11 protein-coding genes and 1 tRNA gene are annotated in these 11,899 nt (G+C 60.3%); 9 read left to right on the top strand and 3 right to left on the bottom strand.

Features of this window, described 5'->3' with window-relative positions:
• Window positions 1-336 precede the first annotated feature (336 nt).
• From UTO39_RS22130 to UTO39_RS22110, 5 genes are all read left to right on the top strand, one after another.
• Window positions 337-789: a YhcH/YjgK/YiaL family protein gene (locus tag UTO39_RS22130; RefSeq protein WP_320728108.1), complete on the top strand. Its 453-nt coding sequence runs from the start codon at window positions 337-339 to the stop codon at window positions 787-789.
• Window positions 790-1,027: 238 nt separating this feature from the next.
• The gene (gene yagE / locus UTO39_RS22125) at window positions 1,028-1,936 is read left to right on the top strand and encodes a 2-keto-3-deoxygluconate aldolase (RefSeq protein WP_320728107.1); all 909 of its coding nucleotides are present in this window, start codon (window positions 1,028-1,030) and stop codon (window positions 1,934-1,936) included.
• Between the two features lie 14 nt (window positions 1,937-1,950).
• Window positions 1,951-3,918 carry a xylonate dehydratase YagF gene (yagF, locus tag UTO39_RS22120; RefSeq protein WP_320728106.1) on the top strand — a complete coding sequence of 656 codons (1,968 nt, stop codon included), beginning with the start codon at window positions 1,951-1,953 and terminating at the stop codon, window positions 3,916-3,918.
• Between the two features lie 226 nt (window positions 3,919-4,144).
• Complete coding sequence (locus UTO39_RS22115; RefSeq protein ID WP_320728105.1) at window positions 4,145-5,527, top strand: MFS transporter; 1,383 nt, start codon at window positions 4,145-4,147, stop codon at window positions 5,525-5,527.
• An 11-nt stretch (window positions 5,528-5,538) separates the two neighbouring features.
• Window positions 5,539-7,149 (top strand): glycoside hydrolase family 43 protein, encoded by a 1,611-nt coding sequence (locus UTO39_RS22110; RefSeq protein ID WP_320728104.1) that lies wholly within the window; start codon window positions 5,539-5,541, stop codon window positions 7,147-7,149.
• Here UTO39_RS22110 and xynR read toward each other — a convergent pair.
• From xynR to argL, 3 genes are all read right to left on the bottom strand, one after another.
• Window positions 7,134-7,895, bottom strand: coding sequence for a DNA-binding transcriptional repressor XynR (gene xynR, locus UTO39_RS22105; RefSeq protein ID WP_320728103.1), 762 nt, complete (start codon window positions 7,893-7,895; stop codon window positions 7,134-7,136). The genes UTO39_RS22110 and xynR overlap by 16 nt on opposite strands.
• Window positions 7,896-8,033: 138 nt before the next feature.
• The gene (gene argF, locus UTO39_RS22100; RefSeq protein WP_320728102.1) at window positions 8,034-9,038 is read right to left on the bottom strand and encodes an ornithine carbamoyltransferase; all 1,005 of its coding nucleotides are present in this window, start codon (window positions 9,036-9,038) and stop codon (window positions 8,034-8,036) included.
• Window positions 9,008-9,103, bottom strand: coding sequence for a putative translational regulatory protein ArgL (argL, locus tag UTO39_RS22095; protein WP_320728101.1), 96 nt, complete (start codon window positions 9,101-9,103; stop codon window positions 9,008-9,010). Before argL ends, argF begins: the two co-directional genes overlap by 31 nt.
• 99 nt (window positions 9,104-9,202) lie before the next feature.
• On the opposite strand from argL, the gene rraB reads away from it, so the two are divergent.
• The 4 genes from rraB (at window position 9,203) to UTO39_RS22075 (ending at window position 11,377) form a co-directional block, all read left to right on the top strand.
• Complete coding sequence (rraB, locus tag UTO39_RS22090) at window positions 9,203-9,628, top strand: ribonuclease E inhibitor RraB (RefSeq protein WP_008501374.1); 426 nt, start codon at window positions 9,203-9,205, stop codon at window positions 9,626-9,628.
• A 46-nt stretch (window positions 9,629-9,674) separates the two neighbouring features.
• Window positions 9,675-10,433, top strand: coding sequence for a tRNA isopentenyl-2-thiomethyl-A-37 hydroxylase MiaE (miaE, locus tag UTO39_RS22085; RefSeq protein WP_320728100.1), 759 nt, complete (start codon window positions 9,675-9,677; stop codon window positions 10,431-10,433).
• A gap of 30 nt (window positions 10,434-10,463) precedes the next feature.
• Window positions 10,464-11,186 carry a topoisomerase II gene (locus UTO39_RS22080; RefSeq protein WP_320728099.1) on the top strand — a complete coding sequence of 241 codons (723 nt, stop codon included), beginning with the start codon at window positions 10,464-10,466 and terminating at the stop codon, window positions 11,184-11,186.
• Window positions 11,187-11,292: 106 nt separating this feature from the next.
• A tRNA-Leu gene (locus tag UTO39_RS22075) sits at window positions 11,293-11,377 on the top strand.
• Window positions 11,378-11,899 lie beyond the last annotated feature (522 nt).

Below are 11,899 nucleotides of genomic sequence, written 5' to 3'. Positions count from 1 at the left end.
ATGCAATAATGACAATTAACTATTTTTGACTTAAGGAAAATCCATAAATAATTATGAGTTTATAACGTAAATTATCAAAGTCATAAAATGTGATACGGCAGCGGGTTTTGTGATTAAGCGCTTTATTTCAACGGGTTATGTTAGCGCCCTAGCGCGCGCGAAATGAGGTTATGCATAACCCCTGCATAATTGCCCGGGCAGGATTAACAGCGGGTTAACACCTTTCCCGATAAACATGCGCTGGCGCAAACCTCATCGAAAAAGGGCTGGTATGGCAGGCTTAACTCTCGTATAAAAGACAAAAATGAAACGTTGTTTTACATCGAGGGGTTTCTCATGATTATCGGCAACATCCACCATCTGCAGTCCTGGCTGCCTGACGCGCTGCGCCAGGCCATTGAGCACGTTAAAGCCCACGTCACCGACGCCACGCCGCTCGGCAAGCACGACATCAACGGCAACAGCCTGTTCTATCTGGTCTCGGAAGACACGACCCAGCCGTTCGCCGAGCGCCGCGCCGAGTACCACGCGCGCTATCTGGACATCCAGATCGTGATGAAGGGTCAGGAGGGGATGACCTTCAGCACCCTGCCGCACGGCACGCCGGACACCGACTGGCTGGCGGACAAAGACATCGCGTTCCTGCCGGAAGGCGAGCAGGAGAAAACCGTGGTGCTGAGCGAAGGGGATTTTGTAGTGTTTTACCCGGGCGAAGTGCACAAGCCGCTGTGCGCGGTGGGAGCGCCTGCTAAGGTCAGGAAAGTGGTCGTTAAAATGCTGGTGGAGTAATTTGCCCTCACCCTAACCCTCTCCCACAGGGAGAGGGAACTTTTACACCCTCTCCCCGTGGGAGAGGGCCGGGGTGAGGGCATCAGGCCGCACCCTCTAATATGTGATCCAGCTTAAATTTCCCGCACTCCTTCTTCCCTTCCCATTTACCTCTCCTTTTTCTGCGTCATAGTATGATCGTTAAATTAATGAACGCCGTTCTATAATGTAGAACAAAATGATTCAGCAAGGAGATCACATGCCGCAGTCCGCGTTGTTCACGGGAATCATTCCCCCTGTCTCCACCATTTTTACCGCCGATGGCCAGCTTGATAAGCCGGGCACCGCCGCGCTGATCGACGGTCTGATCGCGGCAGGCGTTGACGGCCTGTTCTTCCTGGGCAGCGGCGGCGAGTTCTCCCAGCTCGGCGCCGAAGAGCGTAAAACCATTGCCCGCTTTGCTATCGATCGCGTCGATCGTCGCGTGCCGGTGCTGATCGGCACCGGCGGCACCAACGCGCGGGAAACCATTGAACTGAGCCAGCACGCGCAGCAGGCGGGTGCGGACGGCATCGTGGTGATTAACCCCTACTACTGGAAGGTGTCGGAAGCGAACCTGATCCGCTATTTCGAGCAGGTGGCGGACAGCGTCACGCTGCCGGTGATGCTCTATAACTTCCCGGCGCTGACCGGGCAGGATCTGACCCCGGCGCTGGTGAAAGCCCTCGCCGACTCGCGCAGCAACATCGTCGGCATCAAAGACACCATCGACTCCGTCGCCCATCTGCGCAGCATGATCCATACCGTCAAAGGCGCCCATCCGCACTTCACCGTGCTGTGCGGTTACGACGATCACCTCTTTAATACCCTGCTGCTCGGCGGCGACGGGGCGATCTCGGCCAGCGGCAACTTTGCCCCGCAGGTCTCGGTAAATCTTCTGAAAGCCTGGCGCGACGGGGACGTGGCGAAGGCGGCCGGGTATCATCAGACCCTGCTGCAAATTCCGCAGATGTATCAGCTGGATACGCCGTTTGTGAACGTGATTAAGGAGGCGATCGTGCTCTGCGGTCGCCCGATTTCTACGCACGTGCTGCCGCCCGCCTCGCCGCTGGACGAGCCGCGTAAGGCGCAGCTGAAAACCCTGCTGCAACAGCTCAAGCTCTGCTGAGCCGGACGATAACGATGACCATTGAGAAAATTTTCACCCCACAGGACGACGCGTTTTATGCGGTGATGACCCACGCGGCGGGGCCGCAGGGCGCGCTGCCGCTGACCCCGCAGATGCTGATGGAATCCCCCAGCGGCAACCTGTTCGGCATGACGCAGAACGCCGGGATGGGCTGGGACGCCAACAGGCTGACCGGCAAAGAGGTGCTGATCATCGGCACCCAGGGCGGCATCCGCGCCGGCGACGGACGTCCGGTTGCGCTGGGCTACCACACCGGACACTGGGAGATCGGCATGCAGATGCAGGCGGCGGCGAAGGAGATCGCCCGCAGCGGCGGGATTCCGTTCGCCGCCTTCGTCAGCGATCCGTGCGACGGGCGCTCGCAGGGCACGTACGGCATGTTCGACTCCCTGCCGTACCGCAACGACGCGGCGATCGTGTTTCGCCGTCTGATCCGCTCCCTGCCGACGCGCCGGGCGGTGATCGGCGTCGCAACCTGCGATAAAGGGCTGCCCGCCACCATGATTGCCCTGGCCGCGATGCACGACCTGCCAACCATTCTGGTGCCGGGCGGGGCGACGCTGCCGCCGACCGTGGGGGAAGACGCGGGCAAGGTGCAGACCATCGGCGCGCGCTTTGCCAACCACGAGCTGTCATTACAGGAGGCCGCCGAGCTGGGCTGTCGCGCCTGCGCGTCGCCGGGCGGCGGTTGCCAGTTCCTCGGCACGGCGGGCACCTCGCAGGTGGTGGCGGAGGCGCTGGGGCTGGCGCTGCCGCACTCCGCGCTGGCGCCGTCCGGTCAGGCGGTGTGGCTGGAGATCGCCCGCCAGTCGGCGCGGGCGGTGAGCGAGCTGGACAACCGCGGCATCACCACGCGCGATATCCTCACCGATAAAGCCATCGAAAACGCCATGGTGATCCACGCGGCGTTCGGCGGCTCGACGAATTTACTGCTGCACATTCCGGCCATCGCCCACGCGGCGGGCTGCACGATTCCGGACGTTGAACACTGGACGCGCGTCAACCGCAGGGTGCCGCGCCTGGTCAGCGTGCTGCCCAACGGCCCGGACTATCACCCGACCGTGCGCGCGTTCCTCGCGGGCGGCGTGCCGGAGGTGATGCTCCACCTGCGCGATCTCGGCCTGCTGCATCTGGACGCGATGACCGTGACCGGCCAGACGGTGGGCGAGAACCTCGACTGGTGGCAGAGCTCGGAGCGCCGGGCGCGCTTCCGCCAGTGCCTGCGCGAGCAGGACGGCGTGGAGCCGGACGACGTGATCCTCCCGCCGGAGAAGGCAAAAGCGAAAGGGCTGACCTCGACGGTCTGCTTCCCGACGGGCAACATCGCGCCGGAAGGATCGGTGATCAAGGCCACGGCGATCGACCCGTCGGTGGTGGGTGACGATGGCGTTTACCGCCACACCGGCCGGGTGCGGGTGTTTGTCTCGGAAGCTCAGGCCATTAAGGCCATCAAGCGGGAAGAGATTGCGCAGGGCGATATTATGGTGGTGATCGGCGGCGGGCCGTCCGGCACCGGCATGGAAGAGACCTACCAGCTCACCTCCGCGCTGAAGCATATCTCATGGGGCAAGACGGTGTCGTTAATCACCGATGCGCGCTTCTCGGGGGTATCGACGGGCGCCTGCTTCGGCCACGTGTCGCCGGAGGCGTTGGCGGGCGGGCCGATTGGCAAGCTGCGCGACAACGATATCATCGAGATTGCCGTGGACCGCCTGACCCTTACGGGCAGCGTGAACTTTATCGGCACCGCGGACAACCCGATGACGCCGGAGGAGGGTGCGCGAGAGCTGGCAGGGCGGCAGACGCACCCGGACCTGCACGCTCACGACTTTTTGCCGGACGATACCCGGCTGTGGGCGGCACTGCAGTCGGTGAGCGGCGGCACCTGGAAAGGCTGTATTTATGACACCGATAAAATCATTGAGGTAATTAACGCCGGTAAAAAAGCGCTCGGCATCTAATTATTTTCTGAGATAAAACCGTCTGCGGGAAATATTCCGCGGACGGCTTTTTCTTTTCTGTTATTTAATAATATAAACAATAAGTTGAGATATATCGGCGGCGTCACAAAAGCAAAATAACGTAATTCGGAAATAAGATATGACCATTGCTGGTTAATTGAACAGCTCATTACACTCCATTAACACGATGTTGTAATTCAGCACACTACATAAGGGTGTAATTCTGATGACGCAATTAACCATGAAAGACAAAATTGGCTACGGGCTGGGTGACACCGCCTGCGGCTTCGTCTGGCAGGCCACGATGTTCCTGCTGGCCTATTTCTACACCGACGTGTTTGGACTCTCCGCGGGCATTATGGGCACGCTGTTTTTAGTCTCCCGCGTGCTCGACGCCGTGACCGACCCGCTGATGGGGCTGCTGGTGGACCGCACCCGCACGCGGCACGGCCAGTTCCGCCCGTTCCTGCTGTGGGGCGCCATCCCGTTCGGCATCGTCTGCGTGCTGACCTTCTACACGCCGGATTTCTCCGCGCAGGGCAAAATCATCTACGCCTGCGTGACCTACATTCTCCTGACCCTGGTCTACACCTTCGTTAACGTGCCGTACTGCGCCATGCCGGGCGTCATCACCGCCGACCCGAAAGAGCGCCACGCCCTGCAGTCCTGGCGCTTCTTCCTCGCGGCGGCGGGCTCGCTCGCCATCAGCGGCATCGCGCTGCCGCTGGTGAGCATCATCGGCAAAGGGGACGAGCAGGTGGGCTATTTCGGCGTCATGTGCGTGCTGGGGCTGGTTGGCGTGGTGCTGCTCTACGTCTGCTTCTTCACCACCAAAGAGCGCTACACCTTTGAGGTACAGCCGGGCTCGTCGGTGGCGAAAGACCTTAAGCTGCTGCTGGGCAATAGCCAGTGGCGGATCATGTGCGCGTTCAAGATGATGGCGACCTGCTCCAACGTGGTGCGCGGCGGGGCGACGCTCTACTTCGTGAAATACGTGATGGATCACCCGGAGATGGCGACGCAGTTTTTACTCTACGGCAGCCTCGCCACCATGTTCGGCTCGCTCTGCTCCTCCCGCCTGCTGGGCCGCTTCGACCGCGTCACCGCCTTCAAGTGGATCATCGTCGCCTACTCGCTCATCAGCCTGCTGATTTTCTTCACCCCGGCGGAGCACATCGCGCTGATTTTCGCCCTCAACATCCTGTTCCTGTTCGTCTTTAACACCACCACGCCGCTGCAGTGGCTGATGGCCTCCGACGTGGTGGATTACGAGGAGAGCCGCAGCGGGCGCCGCCTCGACGGGCTGGTGTTCTCTACCTACCTGTTCAGCCTGAAGATTGGCCTGGCGATTGGCGGGGCGGTGGTGGGCTGGATCCTGGCGTACGTGAACTACTCCGCCAGCAGCAGCGTGCAGCCGGTCGAGGTGCTCACCACCATCAAAATTCTGTTCTGCGTGGTGCCGGTGGTGCTCTACGCGGGCATGTTCATCATGCTGTCGTTCTACAAGCTCACCGACGCGCGCGTGGAGGCCATCAGCCAGCAGCTGATCAAGCACCGCGCGGCGCAGGGCGAGGCCGTTCCCGACGCCGCGACAGCCGCATCCCATTAACCGGAGGCAATATGGAAATCACTAACCCAATTCTGACCGGCTTCAACCCGGACCCGTCCCTGTGCCGCCAGGGCGAGGACTACTACATCGCCACCTCGACCTTCGAGTGGTTCCCGGGCGTGCGCATCTACCACTCCCGCGACCTGAAAAACTGGTCGCTGGTCAGCACCCCGCTGGACCGCGTGTCGATGCTGGACATGAAGGGCAACCCGGACTCCGGCGGCATCTGGGCGCCGTGCCTGAGCTACGCCGACGGTAAATTCTGGCTGCTCTACACCGACGTGAAGATTGTCGACTCGCCGTGGAAAAACGGCCGCAACTTCCTCGTCACCGCGCCTTCCATCGAGGGTCCGTGGAGCGAGCCGATCCCGATGGGCAACGGCGGGTTCGACCCGTCCCTATTCCACGACGACGATGGCCGCAAGTACTACCTCTACCGCCCGTGGGGGCCGCGCCACCACAGCAACCCGCACAACACCATCGTGTTGCAGGCGTTTGACCCGCAGACCGGCACGCTCGCGCCCGAGCGCAAAACCCTGTTTACCGGCACGCCGCTTTGCTACACCGAAGGGGCGCACCTGTACCGCCACGCGGGATGGTACTACCTGATGGTCGCCGAGGGCGGGACCAGCTACGAGCACGCCGTCGTGGTGCTGCGTTCAAAAAATATCGACGGGCCGTACGAGCTGCACCCGGACGTGACGATGATGACCAGCTGGCACCTGCCGGAGAACCCGCTGCAGAAGAGCGGCCACGGCTCGCTGCTGCAAACCCACACCGGGGAATGGTACATGGCCTACCTCACCAGCCGCCCGCTGCGCCTGCCCGGCGTCCCGCTGCTGGCCTCCGGCGGGCGCGGCTACTGCCCGCTGGGCCGCGAGACCGGCATCGCCCGCATTGAATGGCGCGACGGCTGGCCATATGTGGAAGGCGGCAAGCACGCGCAGCTGACCGTGAAAGGCCCGCAGGTGGCGGAACAGCCCGCAGCCGTTCAGGCGACCTGGCGGGACGATTTCGACGCCAGTTCGCTTGATCCGGAATTGCAGACCCTGCGCATACCGTTCGACGACAACCTCGGCTCGCTCAGCGCGCGCCCGGGCTACTTACGGCTCTACGGCAACGACTCGCTCAACTCGACCTTCACCCAGTCGACCGTGGCGCGCCGATGGCAGCACTTCGCCTTCCGGGCCGAGACGCGGATGCAGTTCTCGCCGGTCCACTTCCAGCAGAGCGCGGGGCTGACCTGCTACTACAACAGCAAAAACTGGAGCTACTGCTTTGTGGACTACGAGGAGGGGCAGGGGAGAACCATCAAGGTGATCCAACTCGACCACAACGTGCCGTCATGGCCGCTGCACGAGCGGCCCATTCCGGTGCCGGAGAGCGCGGAGAGCGTCTGGCTGCGGGTGGACGTGGATACGCTGGTCTACCGCTACAGCTACTCGTTCGACGGCGAGACGTGGCACACCGTGCCGGTAACCTATGAGGCGTGGAAGCTGTCGGACGACTACATCGGCGGGCGCGGCTTCTTCACCGGCGCGTTTGTGGGGCTGCACTGCGAGGACATCAGCGGCGACGGCTGCCACGCGGACTTCGACTACTTCACCTACGAGCCGGTATAGCCCAGCGCGCGTGAGAGCTCAAGCCCGGCCTGCTGAAGCTGCTCGCGGAAGCGGGCCAGCTCGGCATCGTCCACGCGGGAGGTCAGCGTCGACAGGCTCAGGGCGGCGATAATGCGGGATTCATGGTTCCACACCGGCACCGCCACGCAGCGCACGCCCTGCTCGTTCTCTTCGCGGTCCAGGGCAAAACCCTGCTCGCGGGTCTGCGCCAGGGCTGCCATTAACGCTTCACGAGTGGCGAGGGTCGCGGGCGTAAAGGTGGTGTACTGATAGCCCTCCAGCAGGGCGTTCAGCTCGGCCTCGCCCAGCCACGCAATCAACACCTTGCCGATGGCGGTGGCGTGAACCGGCAGACGGCGGCCGATGCGCGAATAGGCGATGGCGGCCAGCTTGCCTTCAATCTTCTCGATATAGACCCCTTCACGCCCGTCCAGGATCCCCAGATGGGTGGTCTGCCCGGTCCGCCGGGACAGCTCCGTCAGCCAGCCTTTCGCCTTCTGCCGAATATCGATGGAGCCCACGACAAAATGGCCGCGCTCGACCAGCTTCATGCCGAGGCGATACTTACCGTTCTCCGGGTTCTGATCGATATAGCCGTGAAGCTGCAGGGTTTTCAGCAGCGAGTGGAGGGTACTCTTGCTCAGCCCCATCAGTTTGCTGATGTCGGTGATCTTAAGCTCGGTGGCCTGCTCGTTGAACAGGTCGAGGATCTGCAACGCACGTTCAACAGACTGAATAATCGGCATAATGCTGGCATGTCCACGCTGGAATTAAGGCGAAAACGTACCTTTTTCGGGGTGAAAAATCAATGAAATGGCGTCGATGTTCTCCCTCTCCCTGTGGGAGAGGGCCGGGGTGAGGGCACCAGCGCGCAGAGGACCCAATCACTCCCCAAGCGTCGCCACCATCACCGCCTTAATCGTATGCATCCGGTTTTCCGCCTGGTCGAACACGATGCTCGCCGCCGACTCAAACACCTCGTCCGTCACCTCCATCCCGCCGTGCAGATCGAACTCTTTCGCCATCTGCTTGCCGAGCGTGGTCTGGTCGTCATGGAACGCCGGCAGACAGTGCAGGAACTTCACGTCCGGGTTGCCGGTCAGCGCCATCATCTGCGCGTTCACCTGATACCCGCGCAGCAGCGCAATCCGCTCCGCCCACTTCTCTTTGGCTTCGCCCATCGACACCCAGACGTCGGTATAGATAAAGTCCGCGCCCTTCACGCCCGCCGCCACGTCTTCCGTCAGGGTGATTTTCCCGCCGTGCTTCTCCGCCAGCGCGCTGCACTCCGCCACCAGGCTCTCTTCCGGCCAGCAGGCCTTCGGGGCCACCAGGCGCAGATCCAGCCCGGTCAGCGCCGCCGCTTCCAGCATCGAGTTGCCCATGTTGTTGCGCGCGTCGCCCGCGTAGACCAGCGTCATCTCGTTAAATGCCTTGCCCGGCAGGTGTTCCTGCATGGTCAGCAGGTCCGCCAGCAGCTGGGTCGGGTGGAACTCGTTAGTGAGTCCGTTCCACACCGGCACGCCCGCATACTGCGCCAGCGTTTCGACCACTTCCTGGCCGTGGCCGCGATACTGAATGCCGTCGTACATCCGCCCGAGCACGCGCGCGGTGTCCTTAATTGACTCTTTATGCCCGATCTGGCTGCCGCTCGGCCCTAAATAGGTGACGCGCGCGCCCTGGTCAAATGCGGCAACTTCGAAAGAGCAACGTGTACGGGTCGAGTCTTTTTCGAAGATGAGCGCGATGTTTTTACCGGTAAGCTTCTGTACTTCCTTGCCATTTTTTTTATCGACTTTGAGCTGTGCGGCAAGGGTCAGCAGAGAAGTGAACTGTGCAGGGGTAAAGTCGAGCAGTTTCAGAAAGTGTTTCTTATATAAATCGGACATTTTATCCTCGCAGGGCGAACGCCACTTATTGAATTAAAATTCACTTTATATGTGTAATTATTCATTTGCAACCCCGTTTCACAAATCTTTCCAACAAAGGTGGAGGCAAACCCGTCCGTGTGTGAAAATAGAAGTATCTGCCGCACTTTAAAGAGGATTGAGCCATGGCAAACCCGGAATTACTGGAAGAGCAACGCGAAGAGACGCGTCTGATTATTGAAGAGCTGCTGGAAGACGGTAGCGATCCGGACGCGCTGTATACCATCGAGCACCATTTCTCTGCGGATGATTTCGACGCGCTGGAAAAAATGGCCGTGGAAGCCTTTAAGCTGGGTTACGAAGTGACCGAGCCGGAAGAGCTGGAAGTGGAAGAGGGCGACACCGTCATCTGCTGCGACATCCTGAGCGAAGGCGCGCTGAAGGCGGAGCTGATCGACGCGCAGGTAGAACAGCTGATGAACCTGGCCGAGAAGTTTGACGTGGAATACGACGGCTGGGGAACCTACTTCGAAGATCCGAACGGTGAAGACGGCGAAGAAGGCGACGACGAAGATTACGTCGACGAAGACGACGACGGCGTGCGTCACTAAGCGTTTCAGGCGGTGGCGCGCGCCACCGCTTTTTCAAGGCAGAACCATGGATTACCCGCAGATACTCGCCCCCGTACTCAACTTCCTCCAGTGCCCGACCCCGCAAGCATGGATTGATAAAGCCCGCGACCCGGCGAACCTGCCGCTGCTGCTCACCGACCACATGGTGTGCGAGCTCAAGGCCGCCCAGACCGCGCTGCTGCTGGTGCGTAAATACGTCGCCGACGAAAGCGGTGCTGACGCGCTGCTCGACTGGCTCAAACCCTACGAACTGTTCACCTTCCGCGACGGCCCGGAGCCGGACTTCATCGCCCTGCACAGGCAGATTGGCAAAAGCGTGATGCCCAAAACCGACGACCCGTGGGGCCAGGCGCTCATCGACAGCATGGTGCTGCTGATTAAAGAGGAGCTGCACCACTTCTGGCAGGTGCGCGAGGCGATGCTGGCCCGCGACATTCCGTACGTCAAAATCATCGCCAGCCGCTACGCCAAAGGGATGCTAAAGGAAGTGCGCACCCACGAACCGCTGACGCTGATCGACAAGCTCATCTGCGGCGCCTACATCGAAGCCCGCTCCTGCGAACGCTTCGCCGCGCTGGCCCCGTTCCTCGACGACGACCTGCAGAAGTTCTATCTCTCGCTGCTGCGCTCGGAAGCGCGCCACTATCAGGACTACCTGACGCTGGCCCAGCAGGTGAGCGACGACGATATCTCACCGCGCATACAGCTTTTTGGCGAAATTGAAGCCACACTTATCTCGACACCGGACAACGAGTTTCGCTTCCACAGCGGCGTGCCGGTGTAAACCGGCATAACGCAAGGATAAGGATGCGAGATGAAAAAAACGTGGATCAGTACGGTCATTGTTGTTGTCGCGGCCGCCGCCGTGGCGTTCTGGGTGTTCTTCGACAGGCAGCGCGCTCCTGAACAGCAGATGGATAACGCCCTTAACGCGATGCCCGCCTGGCAGGTGATTAAGGAGCAGGAGCCTGTGCTGCACCAGCGCATCCTCGACCAGATGGCCGCCCTGCAAAAAGCGGGCGAGCCGGAGCAGCACATCATCGACACCATCCAGCCGCAGATCCTGCATTTGCAGATGACGCGCCTGCAAAACGCCCCGGACGCCAACGTGGTGAACTACATGACCATCAACATGGAGCAGACCGCCGCCATCCAGAAGGTGAGCGACGACGCCTGCTTCCGCTTCCTCTACCCGACGGTGAAGGGCGGCGTGAACCCGATGCGCATGCTGGATAAAGACCTGATGGCGCGGCGCATGCAGGCCGACGCCGACATGATGCGCGCGGCCTACGGCAAAAACCGCCACACCGTGACACCGGCAGAGCGTGAAGCGGCTGTCGAGGATGTGCGGCCGATTATGAAGGAACTTGCCGAGAAGTACGGCGAGGACATCCAACTGCTGCAGATGCCGGAGAAGGCGGCGGGCAAAGAGAAGCTCTCCTGCGATATGGTGCAGGAGATGTGGGCGAAGGTGCTGGCGCTGCCTGAGCAGAAGGCGGCGGGGGTGATTCGTCTGGCGGTGTCTGAGCTGGAGTGACGAAGTGCGCTGGTTTTTTGGGCACTTAGCGCGGGTTTAGCGCGTCGTCGCTTGCATGGCGGCGCGCGACAGGTATAATCCACAACGTTTCCGCATCCCCTTCAGTGCCGAAGTGGCGAAATCGGTAGACGCAGTTGATTCAAAATCAACCGTAGAAATACGTGCCGGTTCGAGTCCGGCCTTCGGCACCATCGGAACATCAATAGACGTCAACGGACGTCTTTTTTGTGCCTGAAATCCTGTAGCCGTAAGGCTGTCCTCGCTTTTCTGCTCAACCTTAATTAACCTGATTCAGTCTACATAAGCTTATTGATGTGGTTACAACTGTAGATAATGACGTCGATCTCAGTGAGAGTAACAAAGCCTTAAGGTAGATCAGGAGCGATAACGTGTAAGGTTGTCTACATTGCATAGTGCTCGTGCATTGGAAATGCCCATAGAGAATCTCTTTACCGCAATTGGTAAGCAAAACACTGAGGAACCGGAAATGCGGAATTTACTTGTCCCATAAAGATGGGGATCAACTGGGTAACTCGAAGGCGCCGCCCGGTTACAGCAACGCACTGCAGCGATTATGCACTATGCTGTACAATCGTCTACACCCCCGGCCAAGAATTGCCGATACTGTTGCTAAAGCGATAAAACAGCATCTTACAGCATTAGGAACTTAATTGAATGATGACTAATATCCTACATGTATAGTATTATAATAC

This window comes from Enterobacter sp. 118C5 (genome assembly GCF_034107645.1).
Taxonomy (GTDB): Bacteria; Pseudomonadota; Gammaproteobacteria; order Enterobacterales; family Enterobacteriaceae; genus Enterobacter; species Enterobacter nematophilus.
The sequence above is the reverse complement of the archived record's forward strand: the minus strand, read 5'-3'. Positions and strand labels throughout refer to the sequence as shown.

What these genes read in the sequence shown, in the direction of transcription:
- xynR (WP_320728103.1), bottom strand. Translation starts at nt 7,895, where the DNA reads ATGCCGATTATTCAGTCTGTTGAACGTGCGTTGCAGATCCTCGACCTG.
- UTO39_RS22115 (WP_320728105.1), top strand. Translation starts at nt 4,145, where the DNA reads ATGACGCAATTAACCATGAAAGACAAAATTGGCTACGGGCTGGGTGAC.
- argL (WP_320728101.1), bottom strand. Translation starts at nt 9,103, where the DNA reads ATGAATAATTACACATATAAAGTGAATTTTAATTCAATAAGTGGCGTT.
- UTO39_RS22080 (WP_320728099.1), top strand. Translation starts at nt 10,464, where the DNA reads ATGAAAAAAACGTGGATCAGTACGGTCATTGTTGTTGTCGCGGCCGCC.
- yagE (WP_320728107.1), top strand. Translation starts at nt 1,028, where the DNA reads ATGCCGCAGTCCGCGTTGTTCACGGGAATCATTCCCCCTGTCTCCACC.
- UTO39_RS22110 (WP_320728104.1), top strand. Translation starts at nt 5,539, where the DNA reads ATGGAAATCACTAACCCAATTCTGACCGGCTTCAACCCGGACCCGTCC.
- miaE (WP_320728100.1), top strand. Translation starts at nt 9,675, where the DNA reads ATGGATTACCCGCAGATACTCGCCCCCGTACTCAACTTCCTCCAGTGC.
- yagF (WP_320728106.1), top strand. Translation starts at nt 1,951, where the DNA reads ATGACCATTGAGAAAATTTTCACCCCACAGGACGACGCGTTTTATGCG.
- rraB (WP_008501374.1), top strand. Translation starts at nt 9,203, where the DNA reads ATGGCAAACCCGGAATTACTGGAAGAGCAACGCGAAGAGACGCGTCTG.
- argF (WP_320728102.1), bottom strand. Translation starts at nt 9,038, where the DNA reads ATGTCCGATTTATATAAGAAACACTTTCTGAAACTGCTCGACTTTACC.
- UTO39_RS22130 (WP_320728108.1), top strand. Translation starts at nt 337, where the DNA reads ATGATTATCGGCAACATCCACCATCTGCAGTCCTGGCTGCCTGACGCG.